The organism is Streptomyces sp. NPDC093546 (genome assembly GCF_044765045.1).
Lineage (GTDB): Bacteria > Actinomycetota > Actinomycetes > Streptomycetales > Streptomycetaceae > Streptomyces.
Genome location: NZ_JBIWJG010000029.1, coordinates 1 through 19,639 on the forward strand (window position 1 = coordinate 1; position 19,639 = coordinate 19,639).

At 71.0% G+C, this 19,639-nt stretch carries 12 protein-coding genes and 1 tRNA gene; 2 read left to right on the plus strand and 11 right to left on the minus strand.

Translation table 11 applies throughout. The annotated features are described in order from the left end of the window. Positions 1-195: 195 nt before the first annotated feature. Entirely contained in the window at positions 196-1,002 is an 807-nt protein-coding gene (locus tag ACIRNI_RS31695) for an Fpg/Nei family DNA glycosylase (protein ID WP_403556811.1), read from the plus strand. 34 nt (positions 1,003-1,036) lie between these two features. Here ACIRNI_RS31695 and ACIRNI_RS31700 read toward each other — a convergent pair whose 3' ends face one another. The 10 genes from ACIRNI_RS31700 to ACIRNI_RS31745 form a co-directional block, all read right to left on the minus strand. Next, entirely contained in the window at positions 1,037-1,282 is a 246-nt protein-coding gene (locus ACIRNI_RS31700; RefSeq protein ID WP_403556829.1) for a hypothetical protein, read from the minus strand. A 240-nt stretch (positions 1,283-1,522) separates the two neighbouring features. After that, positions 1,523-2,008, minus strand: coding sequence for a DNA starvation/stationary phase protection protein (locus ACIRNI_RS31705; RefSeq protein ID WP_355356695.1), 486 nt, complete (start codon positions 2,006-2,008; stop codon positions 1,523-1,525). Between the two features lie 208 nt (positions 2,009-2,216). Then, positions 2,217-2,600 carry a helix-turn-helix domain-containing protein gene (locus ACIRNI_RS31710; RefSeq protein WP_019889909.1) on the minus strand — a complete coding sequence of 128 codons (384 nt, stop codon included), beginning with the start codon at positions 2,598-2,600 and terminating at the stop codon, positions 2,217-2,219. A gap of 109 nt (positions 2,601-2,709) precedes the next feature. Further along, positions 2,710-3,318 (minus strand): CinA family protein, encoded by a 609-nt coding sequence (locus ACIRNI_RS31715; protein ID WP_403556813.1) that lies wholly within the window; start codon positions 3,316-3,318, stop codon positions 2,710-2,712. 11 nt (positions 3,319-3,329) lie between these two features. Then, a complete protein-coding gene (gene pgsA / locus ACIRNI_RS31720) occupies positions 3,330-4,121 on the minus strand; it encodes a CDP-diacylglycerol--glycerol-3-phosphate 3-phosphatidyltransferase (protein ID WP_403556815.1) in 792 nt (263 codons plus the stop codon). Beyond that, the gene (gene rimO / locus ACIRNI_RS31725; RefSeq protein WP_403556817.1) at positions 4,118-5,605 is read right to left on the minus strand and encodes a 30S ribosomal protein S12 methylthiotransferase RimO; all 1,488 of its coding nucleotides are present in this window, start codon (positions 5,603-5,605) and stop codon (positions 4,118-4,120) included. The genes pgsA and rimO overlap by 4 nt, the downstream gene beginning before the upstream one ends. Before the next feature lie 125 nt (positions 5,606-5,730). Next, positions 5,731-6,597 (minus strand): helix-turn-helix domain-containing protein, encoded by an 867-nt coding sequence (locus tag ACIRNI_RS31730; protein WP_403556819.1) that lies wholly within the window; start codon positions 6,595-6,597, stop codon positions 5,731-5,733. Positions 6,598-6,848: 251 nt separating this feature from the next. Then, positions 6,849-9,716 carry a DNA translocase FtsK gene (locus ACIRNI_RS31735; RefSeq protein WP_403556821.1) on the minus strand — a complete coding sequence of 956 codons (2,868 nt, stop codon included), beginning with the start codon at positions 9,714-9,716 and terminating at the stop codon, positions 6,849-6,851. A 123-nt stretch (positions 9,717-9,839) separates the two neighbouring features. Further along, on the minus strand, positions 9,840-10,523 hold the full coding sequence (locus ACIRNI_RS31740) for a response regulator (protein ID WP_403556823.1): 684 nt from the start codon (positions 10,521-10,523) through the stop codon (positions 9,840-9,842). A 244-nt stretch (positions 10,524-10,767) separates the two neighbouring features. Then, complete coding sequence (locus tag ACIRNI_RS31745; RefSeq protein ID WP_403556825.1) at positions 10,768-16,284, minus strand: HAMP domain-containing protein; 5,517 nt, start codon at positions 16,282-16,284, stop codon at positions 10,768-10,770. A 297-nt stretch (positions 16,285-16,581) separates the two neighbouring features. On the opposite strand from ACIRNI_RS31745, the gene ACIRNI_RS31750 reads away from it, so the two are divergent. Next, positions 16,582-19,230, plus strand: a complete 2,649-nt coding sequence (locus ACIRNI_RS31750; protein WP_403556827.1) for a SpoIIE family protein phosphatase — start codon at positions 16,582-16,584, stop codon at positions 19,228-19,230. Between the two features lie 67 nt (positions 19,231-19,297). On the opposite strand, the gene ACIRNI_RS31755 is transcribed toward ACIRNI_RS31750, so the two are convergent. Beyond that, positions 19,298-19,370: transfer RNA gene (locus tag ACIRNI_RS31755), tRNA-Thr, on the minus strand. Positions 19,371-19,639 lie beyond the last annotated feature (269 nt).

Below are 19,639 nucleotides of genomic sequence, written 5' to 3' on the forward strand. Positions count from 1 at the left end.
AGGTGCTGGACCGGTACCTGCACCACCTGCGGACGACCTCTACCCGCCCAACGAAGCCGCCGCAGACAGGGCAGAACCTAACGAAGCACTACTAGGGCCTGTCTTCCGGATCTTGCCGGGCTCGCGGGGTCTGGCCTGATCCGGAAGACAGGCCCTAGCCACAAGGACCCCCGCCCGCTGCTCCATCATGGAGGCATGCCCGAAGGAGACACCGTCTGGCTGACCGCCCGTCGCCTGCACACCGCCCTCGCGGGCAGGCTCCTGACGCGCTCCGACCTCCGTGTCCCTCGGCTCGCCACCGCCGACCTCACCGGCCGGGAGGTCCTGGACGTCACTCCGCGCGGCAAGCACCTGCTCACCCGCATCGAGGGCGGCCTGACCCTCCACTCCCACCTCCGGATGGACGGCGCGTGGCACGTCTACGCGCCCGACGAGCGCTGGCGCGGCGGCCCCGCGCACCAGATCCGGGCCATCCTCGCCACCACCGCCCACACCGCCGTCGGCTACCGCTTGCCCGTCCTGGACCTGATCCGCACCAGCGAGGAGCACTCCGTCGTGGGCCACCTCGGCCCCGATCTCCTCGGCCCGGACTGGGACTTCGAGGAAGCCGTACGCCGCGTGTGCGCCGACCCCGCACGCCCCCTCGGCGAGGCGCTGCTGGACCAGCGCAACCTCGCGGGCATCGGCAATGTCTTCAAGTGCGAGCTCGCCTTCCTCGCCCGCGTCACCCCCTGGCTGCCCGTCGGCGACCTGCCGCCCGGCGTGCCCGAGCGGCTCGTCGCGACTGCCCACCGCCTCCTGGAGGAGAACAAGGAGCGCTTCGAGCGCCGCACCACACCGAGCTCCCGCCCCGACCAGAAGCTGTACGTCTACGGCCGCAGGCACCAGCCCTGTTACCGCTGCGGCACCCCGATCCGCTGGGACGACCGGCACGACCGGATCTCGTACTGGTGCCCCGGTTGTCAGAAGGGCCCCGGCCCCGAGGCGGCCGCGGCCGGTTGACGCCTCGTCGGGGTGTCAGCCTCGTCGTCGGCTGTCAGGTGCTCCAGGGGTTCGTCCTCCGCCGTACCGCACTGGTGGCCATGAAGGCCCTGCGCGCCGGCCGGCGGCGAGGCGGCGGCGAGGCGGCGTGCACCGGCAGGAGGCTGATCCCCCAGCCACCCGCCGCCACGAAGCCTTCCACGACACCCGCCTGACCCGGCGCCAGAGCCAGCCGCAGCACCGCCCAGCACCACAGCCCGCCCAGCACCAGCGCCAGCGCCACCCGTCCGGCCGTCAGCATCCGCGCGCCCGCCGTCCGTTCGGGCGCCGTCCGTTCCGGCACCGTGCGCGCAGGCGCCGGTCGCAGGCCCCGTCGCCGTACCATGGCCGCCTCCTCCGGTCGACGCTAGACCGGCCGGTCAAGCGGCGGGAGGGCGTACCGGCGCACACCTCCAGCGCGCACCCGGCCGCCCCTACGCGCTCCTCGCGCTCCGCCGCCGACGCCGTACCGTCACCCGCGCGTAAACCGGCTCCGCGCCGCTCACACACTGTCCGCCTGGCGGCTCTCGGCCTGGAACATCCACGCGTGCTTCTCGAGGTCCGCGGTCAGCGCGATCAGCAGGTCCTGCGTGACCGGGTCGGGCTCGTCGGTGGCGGCGATCCGCTCCCGCATCCGCCCGACCACGGCGACGAGCGCGTCGACCATGATCCGGACCGCGTCGTCGTCCTTGATCCACCCGGTCGGTACGTTCCCGATCGCGCTGCTCGACGAGACTGTCGAGGCTCGCCCGTCCGGGTTCACACCCAGCGCCGAGGCGCGCTCCGCGACGACGTCGGCGTGCTGGCGCGCGGTGGCCACGACCTCGTCGAGCTGGAGGTGAACGGAGCGGAAGCGCGGTCCGACCACGTTCCAGTGCACCTGCTTCGCCACCAGGGACAGGTCCACCACGTCCACCAGCGTCCCTTGCAGCGCCTCGCCGACCACCTTGAGGTCGGCGTCGGGCAGAGAGCTCTTGACGACAGTCATTCCGAATCCTCCGTTCCGGCGTGCGGCCGTGCGCGCACACGCCTGTCCACGATGACACATACGACCTAAAACGGGCATTCGGGGTAAACGAAAGCCCCGGTCGGCACTCGGGTACCCGACCGGGGCTCAGCTCAAAACGCCGACGCTCACAAGCTCGCTCGACACCAGCTCACTCGACGCGAGCTCGCCGCGACGCGCTCGTGCGCGCTCAGGCGGCGACGACGTCCACCGCCTCCGCGGGCGCCTTGATGGTCACCCGCTCGGTCGGCACGCCCGCCACCGACGTCACGGACACAGAGTTGAGCATGGGGCGTACTGGTGCCGGCACCGGCTCACTCGCCGCTGCCGATTCCGCCAGCTCCGCCAGCGAGAGCTCGTCGCTCACCTCTCGCATGAGCTCGGACATCCGTACGTCAAGCGCGTCGCAAATCGCGGAGAGCAGCTCGGAGGAAGCCTCCTTCTGCCCCCGCTCCACCTCGGAGAGATAGCCGAGCGAGACTCGGGCGGACGAGGAGACTTCGCGCAGAGTACGGCCCTGGCGCTGGCGCTGCCGACGCAGCACGTCACCCAGCAGGCGACGGAGCAGAATCATCGGTGGCTCCCTCCTCGGACCGCGTAGCCGCATCCTTCACGCCCCACCGTACCGCCTCGCGCTGCGGCCGTGCGGGGAGCGATGTCGTGTTCACTCAGGGCTGCAAACATCAATTCCCCCCGTTCTGTTCCGTATCCTGTGCCCGCGCATTTTCCGAGAGTTCGTTCGCGAGCAGCTCCAGCACGCTCCGTACACTCTCTCTACGGATTTCCGCACGGTCGCCGTTCAATCTCAGGGCGACGACTTTCCCCGCTCCGGGTGGCCCGTCGGGCGGTCCGCAAACCGCCGCGAACACCGTTCCGACCGGCTGCCCGTCCTGCGGCTCGGGCCCCGCGACCCCCGTCGTCGCGATCCCCCAGTCGGCGCCCAGCCGGGCCCGTACACCCCTCGCCATCTGCAGCGCCACGTCCGGATCGACCGCTCCGCGCTCCGCCAGAAGGATCCCGTCGACGGCCAGCAGCTCCTGCTTCAGCGCCGTCGCGTACGCCGTGACGGACCCCCGGAAAGAGCGGGAGGCGCCCGGTACGGAGGTCAGCTCCGCGGCCACCATGCCACCGGTGAGGGACTCGGCCACAGCGAGCGTCTGATTACGCTGCGCAAGCAGCGCCAGCACCCGCGCCGCGGCGGCGGGCGCGTCCGGAGCCGCCCACGTCGCGACGGGGCCGTCGGCGGGACCTGCCGAAGTCGCGACGACAGCCGCACCCGAACCCGACGACATCGCGGCCGGCCTCATCGCCCCGGCTCCGATCCGCTCTCCGTCCCCGTTCCCGAAGCCGTCCCCGTTCCCGAAGCCGTTCCCGAAGCCGTTCCCGTTCCCGGTGCCGTCCCGGAAGCCGCTTCCGAAGCCGCCCCGGCCGCCGCCTGGCGGGCCGCGGCCCGCTCCGCCGCGAGGCCCCGGCGCCGCAGCACGACCGCCTGCCGCACGTAGTCGAGGCCGGTCACCACGGTCAGGACGACGGCCAGCGCCATCACCCACCACCGCAGCGTGGCCAGCGGCCCGGTCAGCATGAGCACGTACATGCCGACCGCGGTGCCCTGCGCCAGCGTCTTCATCTTGCCGCCGCGGCTGGCCGGAATGACCCCGTGCCGGATCACCCAGAAGCGCATCAGCGTGATGCCCAGCTCACGGAAGAGGATGACCCCGGTCACCCACCACGGCAGGTCGCCCAGCGCCGACAGGCACAGCAGACCGGCCGCCATGATCGCCTTGTCGGCGATCGGGTCCGCGATCTTCCCGAAGTCGGTGACCAGGTTGTACGCCCGGGCCAGATGGCCGTCGAAGATGTCGGTGATCATGGCGACGGCGAACGCCGCCCACGCCCAGGCGCGCCAGGCCGGGTCGTACCCGCCGTCCTGGAGCATCAGCACCACGAACGCCGGCACGAGGACCAGCCGCACCATGGTGAGGATGTTGGCGATGTTCCAGAGGCTGGCCTGGTTGACGGCCGCAGCGCCCAGCTTGCCGCCGGGCGGCGTCGGCCTGCCCGCACCGCCCGCGGCGGATGCCGGGACTCCGGTCATCTGCCCGCCTCCTCGAAAAGACACTCGGCGATCAGGTCGACGCCCTCCGTGCCCACGACCTTGGCCGTGACCATACGGCCGGGCACGAGCCCCTCGGCCGTCGTGAAGACGACCTGGCCGTCCGTCTCGGGCGCCTGGTGCGGACCCCGCCCCACGGCACCGTCACCGTCCGGGGAGGTGTCGACCGACTCGACCAGTACCTCCATGGTCTCGCCGATCCGCTCCTCCGCGCGCTGCGCGGTGAGCTCCTCCGCGAGCCGCGACAGATGGGCGAGCCGCTCGTCGACGACGTCCTGGTCGAGCTTGTCCTCGTACGTGGCGGCCTCGGTGCCGTCCTCGTCGGAGTAGCCGAAGACGCCGATGGCGTCGAGGCGGGCGTTTGTGAGGAAGCGTTCCAGCTCGGCGAAGTCCTCCTCGGTCTCGCCGGGGAAGCCCACGATGAAGTTCGAGCGCACGCCGGCCTGCGGCGCCTTGGAGCGGATGGTGTCCAGCAGCTCCAGGAACCGGTCGGTGTCGCCGAAGCGCCGCATGGCGCGCAGCACGCCCGGTGCCGAGTGCTGGAAGGACAGGTCGAAGTACGGGGCGACCTTCTCGGTCGAGGTCAGCACGTCGATGAGCCCGGGCCGCATCTCGGCGGGCTGCAGGTAGCTGACGCGTACGCGCTCGATCCCGTCGACCGCCGCCAGCTCCGGCAGCAGCGTCTCCAGGAGGCGGATGTCGCCGAGGTCCTTGCCGTACGAGGTGTTGTTCTCGGAGACCAGCATGATCTCCTTCACGCCCTGCTCGGCCAGCCAGCGCGTCTCGCCGAGCACGTCGCTCGGCCGCCGCGAGACGAAGGAGCCGCGGAAGGACGGGATGGCGCAGAACGAGCAGCGCCGGTCGCAGCCGGAGGCGAGCTTCACCGAGGCGACGGGGCTGGAGTCGAGGCGGCGGCGCAGCGGGGCGCGCGGCCCGGACGCGGGCGCGACGCCCTCGGGCAGGTCCTCGGGGGCGGCTGCGGGGGCCTCCGCGGCGCCGTGCCCGGGCAGGGCCACGTCGGCGGCGGCCCGCTGGCGCTCCACCGGGGACAGCGGCAGCAGCTTGCGCCGGTCGCGCGGGGTGTGGGCCTCGACGTTGCCACCGCTCAGGATGGTCTGGAGGCGCCCGGAGATGTCGGCGTAGTCGTCGAAGCCGAGCACGCCGTCGGCCTCGGGCAGCGCCTCGGCGAGCTCCTTGCCGTACCGCTCGGCCATGCAGCCGACCGCGACGACGGCCTGGGTCCTGCCGTGGTCCTTCAGATCGTTGGCTTCCAGCAGGGCGTCGACGGAGTCCTTCTTGGCGGCCTCGACGAACCCACACGTGTTGACGACCGCGACGTCCGCGTCGGCGGCGTCCTCGACGAGCTCCCAGCCGTCCGCTGCCAAGCGGCCTGCGAGCTCCTCCGAGTCCACCTCGTTACGGGCGCAGCCAAGAGTGACAAGGGCGACGGTACGGCGTTCGGGCATGGACTCAAGACTACTTCGTCCCAGCCATGCCCCCGCCGCTCAGGGGTCACCCGCCCGTTCCCGGGCCCCGCGCCCCCGGGTCCCGCGTCCCCCGGCCACCGGATCCGGGGGTCACCGGCCCCGGGTCACCCGACCTGGGGGTCGCCCTTCGTGTACGACAGCCGCTCGACCTGCCCGGTCTCGAACCGGTCCTCGACCTTCTTCCCGTTCACGAAGAGCTCGATCGCCCCGGCGTTGCCCAGGATGAGGTCGATCTTCTCGTCGTCCTGGAAGGTCTTGGAGTCGCCCTTGAGGAGGAGCCCGTCGAAGAGCAGCTTGCCGTCGCTCGCCTTCGCGGAGATCCAGCTCTTGTCGTCGGTCGCGGTGAGCTTGACCGTCACCTTGTCCTTCGGGGCGGCCGCGATCGCGCTCTCGGACGGCGCGGGCGGCGGAACCGCCGGCTTCGGCGGCTGCGGCTTCGGGCTGACCTTCTGCGCGGGGGCCGGACCCTCGGCCACCTGGGTGCCGCGGGAGTGGCCGTCGTTGCCGTTGACCATGGTGAAGCCGACGAAGCCGATCACGGCGACGATGGCGGCGACCATGGCGGCGGTCCAGTTCGGACGCCGGCGCTCCGGACGGATGCGCTCCGCCTCGAAGAGCGGCGCCGCGGGCGTGGGCGACGGGCGGCCGCCGTGCTCCGCGTCGTACTGCTCCACCAGTCGTACGGGATCGAGCCCGACGGCGCGGGCGAGCGTGCGGATGTGCCCTCGGGCGTACACGTGACCGCCGCACCGCGAGAAGTCGTCCTCCTCGATGGCGTGCACGATGGGGATGCGCACGCGCGTGGAGGTGCTGACCTCTTCCACGGTCAGGCCCGCGTCGATCCGTGCCTGCTGGAGCGCACGGCCGATCGAGGGGCGGTCCTCCGCCTCCGCGTCCGAGGGGACGGAAGCGTCGGAAACGGTCGAAGGGGGTGAAGGCCGGTCGTCTTCGGGGGAGTTGCCGATGGACACGAGGGCGCCTTTCGAGCGTGTAACCACCTGCTGGAGGTTCAGTCTATGGGTGGTACGAAAGGGTTAAGCAACCGGGCGGACGCACTTTGTACGCCATCGGAATGGCTGTGCGACCGAGGGGCGGAACGGGCAGCAGACCCATTGTCCGTCCCTCCCTCCAACTTGACGTACGACGCGGGGAAACGGTTGCTCACGATCCCCTTACGAGTGAGACGCGATCGGCGCCGGAGCGGACGCGCCGGGGGATTCCCTTACGCCTCCGACTCCCCTCGGATCACCGCCAGTACTCCATCCAGCTCATCCGGTTTGACAAGCACGTCCCGCGCCTTGGAGCCCTCGCTCGGGCCCACGATGTTCCGCGACTCCATCAGGTCCATCAGCCGGCCCGCCTTGGCGAATCCGACGCGCAGCTTGCGCTGGAGCATGGACGTGGAGCCGAACTGCGTGGTGACGACCAGTTCGGCGGCCTGGCACAGCAGGTCGAGGTCGTCGCCGATGTCCTCGTCGATCTCCTTCTTCTGCTTCGTGCCGACCGTGACGTCGTCGCGGAAGACCGGCGCCATCTGGTCCTTGCAGTGCTGGACGACCGCCTGGATCTCGTCCTCGGTCACGAAGGCGCCCTGCATGCGGACCGGCTTGTTCGCGCCCATCGGCAGGAAGAGCCCGTCGCCCTTGCCGATGAGCTTCTCGGCGCCGGGCTGGTCGAGGATGACCCGGCTGTCGGCGAGCGAGGAGGTGGCGAAGGCGAGCCGTGACGGCACGTTGGCCTTGATGAGGCCGGTGACCACGTCCACGGACGGGCGCTGGGTGGCGAGCACCAGGTGGATACCGGCGGCGCGGGCCAGCTGGGTGATGCGGACGATGGCGTCCTCGACGTCACGCGGCGCGACCATCATCAGGTCGGCGAGCTCGTCGACGATGACCAGCAGGTACGGGTACGGCTGGAGCTCGCGCTCGCTGCCCTCCGGCTGTTTGACCTTCCCGGCCCGTACGGCGGCGTTGAAGTCGTCGATGTGCCGGAAGCCGTACGCCGCCAGGTCGTCGTAGCGCAGGTCCATCTCGCGCACGACCCACTGGAGCGCCTCGGCGGCCCGCTTGGGGTTGGTGATGATGGGCGTGATGAGGTGCGGGATGCCCTCGTACGCCGTGAGCTCGACGCGCTTGGGGTCGACCAGCACCATCCGGACGTCCTCGGGGGTCGCCCTTATCATCACGGACGTGATCAGGCAGTTGATGCACGACGACTTGCCGGATCCGGTCGCGCCCGCGACGAGCACGTGCGGCATCGTCGCCAGGTTGGCCATCACATAGCCGCCCTCGACGTCCTTGCCGAGCGCGACGAGCATCGGGTGGTCGTCCCCGGCGGCGTCCGCGAGCCGCAGGACGTCGCCGACCTTGACCATCTCGCGGTCGGTGTTCGGGATCTCGATGCCGACGGCGGACTTGCCGGGGATCGGCGAGATGATCCGGACGTCGGGGCTGGCGACGGCGTACGCGATGTTCTTCGTCAGCGCCGTGATCCGCTCGACCTTCACGGCCGGGCCGAGCTCCACCTCGTACCGCGTGACCGTCGGCCCGCGCGTGAAGCCGGTGACGGCCGCGTCGACCTTGAACTCGGAGAAGACGTTCGTCAGCGCGGCGACGATCGCGTCGTTGGCGGCGCTGCGCGTCTTGCCGGGCCCGCCCCGCTCCAGCAGGTCCAGCGAGGGCAGGACGTACGTGATGTCCCCGGCGAGCTGGAGCTGCTCGGCGCGCGGCGGCAGGGGCTCGGTCTCGTCGCGTACGGGCGCGGGCTTGGTGAGGTCGGGCACGAGGCCGCCGGGCGCCTTGGCGTCGCGCGCGGGCGGTACGGAGCCGGTGCCCTCGGCACCCGGCCGCGCCGGGCGCCCGGATCCCCTGGCACCCGCCCCCTCGGCGACCGTCCGCTCCCGGTCGGCCGCCACGTCCCGCGTCAGGTCGGCGACGACCGGCGAGGGCGGCATGCCGTTCAGCACGGCCCCGTCCAGCGCGGCGGCGGCAGCGGCGGCGATGTCCACCGCGTCCCTGGGCCGGTCGAAGTCGGGCTCGGGGGCGGCGGACGTCCGCTTCCGCGGCCGCCTGCGCCGGGTGAGCGCCTCCTCCTCGGCCTGCTCCGGGTCGTACGGGTCCCCGGCTCCGCTGCCGGCGGCCCGGCGCCGCGACCGGGCGGGCAGCGCCGCGTCGCGCCACTGGTCGTCGTACCGCTCGTCGTCCTCGCTCCACTCCGGCTCCAGCGGCGCGACGAGCCCGAGGCGGACGCCGAGGGCCCGCAGCCGCTGCGGGATGGCGTACACGGGCGTCGCCGTGACGACGAGCAGGCCGAAGACGGTGAGCAGCACCAGCATCGGGACGGCGAGGACCTCGCCCATCATGAAGACCAGCGGCTTGGACGCGCCCCAGCCGATCAGACCGCCCGCGTCCCGCACCGCCTCGCTGCCCTGGTCCCGGCCCGGCGAGCCGCACGCGATGTGCACCTGCCCGAGGACGCCGACGACGAGCGCGGACAGACCGATGACGATCCGCCCGTTGGCCTCCGGTTTCTCCGGGTGCAGGATCAGCCGGACCGCGATGGAGCCGATCAGCAGCGGTACGAGCAGGTCGAGCCGCCCGAACGCGCCGGTGACCAGCATCTCGACGAGGTCGCCGACCGGGCCCCGGAGGTTGGCCCAGGTACCCGCGGCGACGATCAGCGCGATGCCGAGCAGGAGCAGCGCCAGCCCGTCCTTGCGGTGCGCCGGGTCGAGCCCCTTGGCGCCGCGCCCTATGCCGCGCAGCATCGCGCCGACGGCGTGGGCGAGCCCGAGCCACAGGGCGCGTACGAGCCGGTACACGCCCCCGGTGGGAGACGGCGCCGCCTTCCGTGCGCCCTTGGCGCCTGCTGCGGCCTTCCTCGCCCCGGCCGCCTTCTTGGCGGGCTTGGCGGGTGCCTTCTTCGCGGGGCCCTTCCTGGCGGCGGGCGCGGTCTTCTTGGCGGGAGGCTTCGCGGGCACCGCCTCGGGGGCCGCCCGCTTCGCCGCGCCGCCCGTCGTACGGCCGGCGGCGCGCGGCTTCGCGGTGCCCGCCGTGCTCTGGGAACCCTTGCCGGACGTACGTGAGGCCATGGGGGTGAGGTTACCGGGGTGAAGCACCGTCGACACGTGTGACTACGGCTTCACCCGTTCGTGTCGCCCGTACGGTCACCGAAAACTGACGACCGCTCACGGGATCGCGCTGGGCCGGGTGCGTCAGCCCTGCGCCGGAAGGCTCGGCGAGCCGCCGCCGCTGCCCGGCTCCAGGGCGTCCAGCGCCCGGCGCAGCCCGGTGAGTTTGCGCTCCAGGTGCGCGGCGGTGGCGACGGCGGCGGCGTCCGCCGACTCGTCGTCCAGCTGCTTGGAGAGCGCCTCGGCCTGCTCCTCGACGGCGGCGAGCCGCGCGGAGAGCTCGGCGAGGAGGCCGGCGGACTCGCGGGCCACGCCGTCCTGCGCTCCCTGGCCGCCTTCGAGCTGGAGCCGCAGCAGCGCGGCCTGCTCGCGCAGCTGACAGTTCTTCATGTACAGCTCGACGAAGACGGAGACCTTGGCGCGCAGCACCCAGGGGTCGAACGGCTTGGAGATGTAGTCCACGGCGCCCGCCGCGTACCCCCGGAAGGTGTGGTGCGGGCCGTGGTTGATCGCGGTCAGGAAAATGATCGGGATGTCCCGTGTCCGTTCCCGACGCTTGATGTGCGCGGCGGTCTCGAAGCCGTCCATTCCGGGCATCTGGACGTCCAGGAGAATGACCGCGAAGTCGTCCGTCAGCAGCGCCTTGAGCGCTTCCTCCCCTGACGATGCCCGGACCAGCGTCTGATCGAGCGCAGAGAGGATGGCCTCCAGCGCCAGCAGATTCTCCGGTCGGTCATCGACCAGGAGGATCTTGGCCTTCTGCACCATGGCCCGTCCTCCTCGCCCCGGCAGTTGGCCGGGCGCCGCCCCAGGGGACGACTCCCTTGCGCCGTCCGTCCTTGTGCCGGTCATGGTAGCCGCACCCCGCCTGTCGCCACACCCTGTCACCGCGATGTCACTGTGCACGTAGCAGAAACGCGGTGGGAGACCAGAAGGTTCCCCGTATACCGCCCTCTCACACGCTTTCGACCACAGTCAGTCAACAACTCGCCGTCATTCGTGCGGCCTCCGCTCACTCTCCGCGCATCCACTGCTCCATGACCGAGAGAAGATGATCCGGATCCACCGGCTTCGTAACGTAGTCGGAAGCGCCGGACTCGATGGCCTTCTCCCGGTCGCCCTTCATCGCCTTCGCCGTCAGCGCGATGATCGGAAGCCCGGCGAACTGCGGCATCCGCCGGATCGCCGTCGTCGTCGCGTATCCGTCCATCTCGGGCATCATGATGTCCATCAGGACGACGGCCACGTCGTCGTGCTGCTCCAGGACCTCGATGCCCTCGCGGCCGTTCTCCGCGTACAGCACCGCGAGCCCGTGCTGCTCCAGCACGCTGGTGAGCGCGAAGACGTTACGGATGTCGTCGTCGACGATCAGCACCTTCTCGCCGCCGAACTCGAAGCGGCGGCCCGGCTCGAACGCCTCCTGCCCGGCGCCCTGCCACTCCGCGGCACCTCCCGCACCTGTGGCACCAGAGCCGCCGGCACCACCCGACGAACCGGTCGCCGCCGGAGCCGGTGCCTCCTGCGCCGACTGACCGGGCAGCGCGGCCCGCTGGTCGGCCCGGCCCAGGGCCCTGCGGCGGTGCCGGAACAGCGCACCGGATCCTCCGGCCCGCCCCTCGGCTGCGGGCAGGCCACCCGCGCCCTCGGGGCCCATGCCGTCGAGCTCACCGGACTCCGGCCCCGCGCCCGGGACCTGGTGCCCGTAGCCGTGCGGCGGCAGCTCGCTGGGGTGCAGCGGCAGGTACAGCGTGAACGTCGAGCCGCGGCCCGGCTCGCTCGCCGCGTGGATCTCGCCGCCCAGCAGCCGCGCGATCTCCCGGCTGATCGACAGGCCCAGGCCCGTACCGCCGTACTTGCGGCTCGTCGTCCCGTCCGCCTGCTTGAACGCCTCGAAGATCACCCGCATCTTGCTGGCCGCGATGCCGATCCCGGTGTCGGTCACCGAGAACGCGATCAGGTCGGCGCCCGGCTCGGTCAGCGACCCCGACTCCAGCAGCTGCTCGCGGATCGACTGCGGCACGTCCGTCTTGGCCGGGCGGATGACCAGCTCCACCGCCCCGCTGTCGGTGAACTTCACGGCGTTCGACAGCAGGTTGCGCAGTACCTGCAGCAGCCGCTGCTCGTCGGTGTGGAGCGTGGCGGGCAGCTCCGGCGAGACCCGTACCGAGAAGTCCAGCCCCTTCTCGGCGGTCAGCGGCCGGAAGGTCGCCTCCACGTAGTCGACGAGCTGGACCAGTGCGATACGGGTCGGGCTGACGTCCATCTTGCCCGCCTCGACCTTCGACAGGTCGAGGATGTCGTTGATCAGCTGGAGCAGGTCCGACCCGGCGCCGTGGATGGTCTCGGCGAACTCGACCTGCTTCGGCGACAGGTTCCCCTCGGCGTTGTCCGCGAGCAGCTTGGCGAGGATGAGCAGCGAGTTCAGCGGCGTACGCAGCTCGTGCGACATGTTCGCCAGGAACTCCGACTTGTAGCGCATGGAGACCGCGAGCTGCTCGGCCCGCTCCTCCAGCACCTGCCGGGCCTCCTCGATCTCGGTGTTCTTCACCTCGATGTCGCGGTTCTGCTGCGCCAGCAGCTCGGCCTTCTCCTCCAGTTCGGCGTTGGAGTCCTGGAGCGCCTTCTGCCGGCTCTCCAGCTCCGCCGAGCGCTCGCGCAGCTGCTCCGTGAGCTCCTGCGACTGCTTCAGCAGCACCTCGGTCTTGGTGTTGACGCTGATGGTGTTGACGCTCGTCGCGATCATCTCGGCGAGCTGGTTGAGGAAGTCGCGCTGGATCTGGGTGAAGGGCTGGAACGACGCCAGCTCGATCACGCCGAGGACCTTCCCCTCGAAGACCACCGGCAGCACGATCACATACGCCGGGGACGCCTCCCCGAGACCCGAGGAGATCTTCAGGTAGCCCGGCGGCACGTTGACCTGGATGGTCCGCTTCTCCTCGGCCGCCGTGCCGATCAGCGTCTCGCCGGGCCGGAAGGTCGTGGGCATCGACCCGGCCGAGTAGCCGTAGCTGCCGCGCATGACCAGCTCGTACGAGCCGTCCTCGTCCGCCCCGATCTCGTTGCCGCCGCCCGTCGGCATGGCCAGGAAGAAGGCGCCGTGCTGTGCCGAGACGACCGGCGTCAGCTCGCTCATGATCAGCGACGCCACGTCGTCGAGGTCGCGGCGGCCCTGCATGAGGCCGGAAATGCGGGCCAGGTTGCCCTTCAGCCAGTCCTGCTCCTCGTTCGCGAGGGTGGTGTCGCGCAGGTTGGCGATCATGGTGTTGATGTTGTCCTGGAGTACCTGGATCTCGCCCGCCGCGTCCACGTCGATCTTCAGGTTCAGATCGCCGCGGGTCACCGCCGTGGCGACGGCCGCGATGGCGCGCACCTGCCGGGTGAGGTTGCCGGCCATCTCGTTCACCGACTCGGTCAGGTCGCGCCAGGTGCCGTCGACGTCCCGTACGCGTGCCTGGCCGCCGAGGATGCCCTCCGTACCCACCTCGCGGGCCACCCGCGTGACCTCCTCGGCGAAGGAGGACAGCTGGTCGACCATCGTGTTGATGGTGTTCTTCAGCTCCAGGATCTCGCCGCGCGCGTCGATGTCGATCTTCTTGGTGAGGTCGCCCTTGGCGATGGCTGTGGTGACGGCGGCGATCTGGCGCACCTGGCCGGTCAGGTTGGACGCCATCGAGTTCACCGACTCGGTCAGGTCCTTCCACGTACCGGAGACGCCCGGCACCCGCGCCTGTCCGCCCAGTTCGCCTTCCGTGCCCACCTCGCGCGCCACCCGGGTCACCTCGTCGGCGAACGACGACAGCGTGGTCACCATGGTGTTGACGGTGTTCGCGAGCTCGGCGACCTCGCCGCGCGCCTCGACCGTCACCTTCTTGGTCAGATCGCCGTTGGCGACGGCCGACGACACCCGCGAGATGTTCCGCACCTGCGAGGTGAGGTTGTTGGCCATCACGTTGACGTTGTCGCTGAGGTCCTTCCAGATGCCGGTGACGCCCCGCACCCGCGCCTGACCGCCGAGGATGCCCTCCGTACCCACCTCGCGGGCCACCCGCGTGACCTCGTCCGCGAAGTTGGAGAGCTGGTCCACCATCGTGTTGACGGTGGTGACGAGGTCGAGGATCTCGCCCCGCGCGTCGACGGTGATCTTCTTCGACAGGTCGCCCTTGGCGACCGCCGTCGTCACCTCGGCGATGTTGCGCACCTGCGAGGTCAGGTTGTTCGCCATCGAGTTGACGGACTGGGTCAGGTCCTTCCAGGTGCCGGAGACGCCCTGCACCTCTGCCTGGCCTCCCAGGATGCCCTCGGTGCCCACCTCACGGGCCACCCGGGTCACCTGCTCCGCGAAGTTCGAGAGCTGGTCCACCATCGTGTTGAGGGTGTTCTTCAGCTCCAGGATCTCGCCCCGCGCGTCCACGTCGATCTTCTGCGACAGGTCACCGCGCGCCACCGCGGTGGCGACCTGCGCGATGTTACGGACCTGGGCGGTGAGGTTCCCGGCCATGCTGTTGACCGAGTCCGTCAGGTCACGCCACACGCCCGCGACGCCCGGCACCTGCGCCTGACCACCGAGCCGGCCATCGGTGCCCACCTCACGGGCCACCCGGGTCACCTGCTCCGCGAACGCGGACAGCTGGTCGACCATGGTGTTGATGGTGTTCTTGAGCTCGAGGATCTCGCCGCGCGCGTCCACGTCGATCTTCTGCGACAGGTCACCACGCGCCACGGCCGTCGTCACCTGGGCGATCTGCCGCACCTGCGACGTCAGGTTCCCGGCCATGAAGTTGACGGAGTCCGTGAGCTCCTTCCACGTCCCCGAGACGCCGTCGACGCGCGCCTGGCCGCCGAGCCGGCCCTCCGTACCCACGTCCCGCGCCATCCGCGTCACCTGGTCGGCGAAGGACGACAGCTGCGCCACCATCGTGTTGACGGTGTTCTTCAACTCCAGCATCTCGCCCGCGACATCGACGGTGACCTTCTGCGTCAGATCGCCGTTCGCCACCGCCGTCGTCACCTGCGCGATGTCCCGCACCTGACCGGTGAGGTTGCGGAACGCCGTGTTGACGGAGTCCGTCAGGTCCTTCCAGGTCCCCGCGGCCCCCGGCACATGGGCCTGGCCACCGAGCCGGCCCTCGACGCCCACCTCACGGGCCACGCGCGTCACTTCGGAACCGAACGCCGACAGCTGGTCCACCATCGTGTTGACGGTGTTCTTCAACTCCAGCATCTCGCCGGCCACGTCGACGGTGACCTTCTGCGACAGGTCGCCGTTCGCCACCGCCGTCGTCACCTGCGCGATGTCCCGCACCTGAGTGGTCAGGTTGCGGAAGACGGTGTTGACCGAGTCCGTCAGGTCCTTCCACGTGCCCGCCGCGCCCGGCACCTGCGCCTGACCGCCGAGAAGCCCCTCGGCACCGACCTCGCTCGCCACCCGCGTCACCTCGTCGGCGAACGTCCGCAGCGTCTCGGTCATCTGGTTGATCGTGTCGGCGAGCTGCGCGACCTCACCGCGTGCGCTCACTGTCACCTTCTGCGACAGGTCGCCGTTGGCGACGGCGGTCGTCACCTCGGCGATACCCCGCACCTGCGAGGTCAGGTTGCCCGCCATCGTGTTGACGGAGTCGGTCAGGTCCTTCCACACACCGGCCACACCCGGCACCTCGGCCTGCCCGCCGAGCTCACCCTCCGTACCGACCTCACGCGCGACCCGCGTGACCTCGGACGAGAACGACGACAGCTGGTCCACCATCGTGTTCACGGTGTTCTTCAGCTGGAGCATCTCACCGGCCACGTGCACGGTGACCTTCCGCGACAGATCGCCCTTGGCGACCGCCGTCGTCACCAGCGCGATGTCCCGCACCTGGGCCGTCAGCCGGTACGCCATGGTGTTCACCGAGTCCTGGAGGTCCTTCCAGGACCCGGACATCCCGCGCACCTGCGCCTGCCCGCCGAGCTTCCCCTCGGTGCCGACCTCCAGCGCGACCCGCGTCACCTCGTCGGTGAACGCCGACAACTGGTCCACCAGGTTGTTCACCGTACGGGCGACCTTGAGGAACTCCCCGCGCAGCGGCCGCACGGTCCCGTCCAGCCCCTCCGAGCGCAGCTCCATCCGCTGCTCCAGGTCGCCCTCGGCGACCGCGGAGAGCACCCGCCCGACCTCCGACACCGGCCGCGTCAGATCGTCCACCAGGGCGTTCGCCGCCTCGATGGCCTGCGCCCAGGCGCCCTCACTGGCCCCGACCTCCAGGCGCTCGGACAGCTTGCCCTCGCGCCCGACCATCCGCCGCACCCGCGACAGCTCACCGGTCAGATGCAGCTTCCGGTCGGCGACCTCGTTGAAGACGGCGGCGATCTCCGCCATCACGCCGTCGCCCGTCACCGTCAGGCGCTTGCGGAAGTTGCCGTCCCGCATCGACGCCAGTGCCGTGAGCAACCGCTCCAAAGCGGCGGCGTCCACCTCGACCGTCCCACCGCTCCGGGACCGCCCGCCCTTCGTGCGCGTGCTACCGCCCCGCGCCGTCACGCCAGACTCCACCGTGTCCCTCCCGCAGGGGTTGACCGTACCGCTCGGCATTACTGCCCGGGCGTTGCTGCTCCGGCTGTCACTGGCAGCGTTCCCAGTGTTTCACCACGACCGATCGAGGCCATAACAGTTCGGCAGCTTCGCATAACGTCCCCGCCCACGGGGGACGGAAACGGTGGTGACCACCATCCGCCCGGACAGCGAAGGTAAGTAACCTGGCATGCGGCTGTCCAACCGCCCCGGTCCGCCCGGCGGGGGCGGTGCGGCACAGTATGACCACCGGGCACCGGGGAGGGGCAGAGCCGCATCATGGCTGAGCCGGGCGTCGAGACGCGTACGAGGAGTTCTGTGATCACCGCTCGGGCGGCTGCCACCTTTGAACCTGTGGGGCGGTCCGTCGCGACCGCGCGGGCCTTCGTCCGGGACACCCTGCAGGGCTGGGGGTACACCGATGTCGTGGACGACGCCACCGTCCTGACCAGCGAACTCGTGACCAATGCGATCATCCATGCCGGCACCGCCGCCGACGTCCTGTGCCTGCGCACGGAGCAGGGTGTCCGCGTCGAGGTCGCCGACCGCTACCCGGAGCGCGAGGTGCCCCTCCAGGGCACCGGCCGTTTCGACATGAGCCCCGACCGCGAGAGCGGCCGCGGACTGCTGCTGTGCGCGGCCCTGGCCTCCCGCTGGGGCGTCGAGTACTCCCCCACCCGTAAGCAGGTCTGGTTCCAGCTGGACCTGCCCGAGCGGCCCGTCGGCACCCGCTCCGCCGGCCCGGCCCTCCCCGACGACCTCCTCCCGGTCGCGGACGAGCGGGTCCGCGTCGCCGTCGTCCAGATCGACCGCAAGGGCGCCATCGCCGCCTGGAACGAGGACGCCGAGCACCTTTTCGGGTACGCCGCCGAACAGGCCGTCGGCAGACCGCTCGGCGACCTCGCCGCCTGGCCCCACACCCCCGGCATCGGCACCGGCCTCGCCGAGGCCCTGCGGCTCTCCCGCTGGGAGGGCAGCTACGGCATCCGCGGCGCCGACGGCCGCGTGATCCCCGTGTACGCCTCCCACCTGCGCGTACGCGACACCCAGGGCGAGCCGTCCACGGTCTGTCTCCTGGTGCGCGACTACGAACGAGCCGTGCTCCAGTCGCCGCCCCGCACCCCCGTCGACTCCAACAACGAGGGCCGCAGCTCCGACCCGTTCGAGGTCTTCATCGGCTCGCCCGCCCCCGACGACCTCGACGGCCTGCTCCAGCGCACCGTGGAGCGCGCCCGCGACATGCTCGACGGCGACGCCGCCTTCCTGCTGCTCGCCACCGACGACGAGACCGAGCTGGAGGTACGCGCCACCACGGGCCTGCCCTCCGCCCGCCAGCGCTTCGCCCGCGTCCCCGTCGAGTCCGGCACCGGCCGCTACTCCTCGGCCCGCATGCCCGCCGTCCACGAGGACCTCGCCGCCGTCCCCGGCGCCGTACCGCTCCTCAACGGCACCGGCATGCGCTCCGTCGTCACCGTTCCGCTCAAGGTCGAGGGCCGCCTCACCGGCTCCCTGGGCGTCGCCGCCGAGGCCGCCGGCCGGTACTCGAACGAGGAGGCCCTGCGCCTCCAGTTCGCCGCCGACCGCATCGCGCTGGCCGTCGAGTCGGCCCGCCTCGGCGAGCTCGAACGCCTCCGCCGCGGCTCCCTCAGCTTCCTCGTCGAGGCCTCCGATCTCCTCGCGGGCACCCTGGACCGTGACCAGACCCTGGCCCTGATGGCCCAGATGACGGTTCCGACCCTCGCCACCTGGTGCGCCGTCTACACGATCGCCGACCAGTCCTCGGACCCGTACCTCTCGTACGTCCTCCACGAGGACGAGGACCGCATCGACGGCCTCAAGGCGCTCCTCTCCAAGATCCCCCCGCCGGAGCCCGTCCCGTCACCCGGCGCCCGCGTCTGGTCCGCCCCCTCCGAGGCCGCCCATCAGGCCGCCCTGCGCACCTCCATGCGCGAACTCGGATACGGCTCCGCCCCGCTGTCCTCCGGCATCGGTACGACGCTGGCGACGGCCGCGGCCGTCGGCGGCGAGACGGTGGTCCTGCCCCTGGTCGCCCGCAACCGCGTGATCGGCATGCTCACGCTGGGCAAACCCTCCGACGACCACTTCCGCCAGGAGATCCTGGAGCTCGCCGAGGACCTGTCCCGCCGGGCCGCCCTCGCCCTGGACAACGCCCGCCTGTACTCCGAGCGCACGGCGATCAGCCAGTCCCTCCAGCGCAGCTTGCTGCCCCCGGGCCTCCCCCAGGTGCCGGGCGTCGAGGTCGACGTCATCTACCGCGCGGCCGGCGAGGGCAACGAGGTCGGCGGCGACTTCTACGACCTCTTCCCGATCCGTGACAACGCGTACGGCTTCGCCATCGGCGACGTCTGTGGTACGGGCCCGGAGGCGGCCGCCGTCACGGGCCTGGCCCGCCACGCCCTGCGCCTGCTGGCCCGCGAGGGCTTCGGCGGCCCGGCCGTCCTGGAGCGCCTGAACGCGGCGATCCTCGACGAGGGCGCCCGCAGTCGCTTCCTGACGCTCCTGTACGGCGAGCTGTGGCCCCAGGAGGACGGCAGCGCCCTCCTCAAGGTCGTCTGCGCCGGCCACCCGCTCCCGCTGCGCCTGCGCCAGGACGGCACCGTCGAACCGGCCGCCGAACCGCAGCCCCTGCTCGGCGTCATGGAGGACCTGGAGCTGTACGAGCAGACCGTCACGCTCGACCCGGGCGACGTCCTGCTGTGCGTCACGGACGGCGTCACCGAACGCCGCGAAGGCGCGCGCATGCTCGGCGACGACGGCCTGATGGACGTCCTCCGCACCTGTACGGGCCTGACGGCCGGCGCGGTCACCGCCCGCGTGATGCGCGCGGTCGAACGCTTCGCCGCGGAACCTGCCTCCGACGACATGGCCATCCTCGCCATGCGCGTCCCGGAGCCGCACACGGACTGACCCGCGGCAACAGCCCGCGAACATGAAGAAGGCCCCCGCCACTTGGGCGGGGGCCTTCTTCATTCTGAGCCCCCAAACGGAATCGAACCGTTGACCTTCTCCTTACCATGGAGACGCTCTGCCGACTGAGCTATAGGGGCCGGCTTGTCGCTTCGGGGTTTTCCCCCGCCGCAACGAGATAAAGCATACCCCGAACAAGCGGATTCGCATAACCGGCCCGAGGCGCCAACTCCGGGAAGCCGCAGCGACCCTGACGCGCCCTCGGGAGACCTGAACCAGGAGGCCCTGAACGCAGAAAAGCCCCGCACCATAAAGGTGCGGGGCTTCCCCACAATAATTGTTCGGCGGCGTCCTACTCTCCCACAGGGTCCCCCCTGCAGTACCATCGGCGCTGAAAGGCTTAGCTTCC

What these genes read in the sequence shown, in the direction of transcription:
- ACIRNI_RS31695 (WP_403556811.1), top strand. Translation starts at nt 196, where the DNA reads ATGCCCGAAGGAGACACCGTCTGGCTGACCGCCCGTCGCCTGCACACC.
- ACIRNI_RS31710 (WP_019889909.1), bottom strand. Translation starts at nt 2,600, where the DNA reads ATGATTCTGCTCCGTCGCCTGCTGGGTGACGTGCTGCGTCGGCAGCGC.
- ACIRNI_RS31735 (WP_403556821.1), bottom strand. Translation starts at nt 9,716, where the DNA reads ATGGCCTCACGTACGTCCGGCAAGGGTTCCCAGAGCACGGCGGGCACC.
- ACIRNI_RS31715 (WP_403556813.1), bottom strand. Translation starts at nt 3,318, where the DNA reads ATGTCGTCGGGTTCGGGTGCGGCTGTCGTCGCGACTTCGGCAGGTCCC.
- rimO (WP_403556817.1), bottom strand. Translation starts at nt 5,605, where the DNA reads ATGCCCGAACGCCGTACCGTCGCCCTTGTCACTCTTGGCTGCGCCCGT.
- ACIRNI_RS31740 (WP_403556823.1), bottom strand. Translation starts at nt 10,523, where the DNA reads ATGGTGCAGAAGGCCAAGATCCTCCTGGTCGATGACCGACCGGAGAAT.
- ACIRNI_RS31750 (WP_403556827.1), top strand. Translation starts at nt 16,582, where the DNA reads ATGGCTGAGCCGGGCGTCGAGACGCGTACGAGGAGTTCTGTGATCACC.
- ACIRNI_RS31700 (WP_403556829.1), bottom strand. Translation starts at nt 1,282, where the DNA reads ATGCTGACGGCCGGACGGGTGGCGCTGGCGCTGGTGCTGGGCGGGCTG.
- pgsA (WP_403556815.1), bottom strand. Translation starts at nt 4,121, where the DNA reads ATGACCGGAGTCCCGGCATCCGCCGCGGGCGGTGCGGGCAGGCCGACG.
- ACIRNI_RS31705 (WP_355356695.1), bottom strand. Translation starts at nt 2,008, where the DNA reads ATGACTGTCGTCAAGAGCTCTCTGCCCGACGCCGACCTCAAGGTGGTC.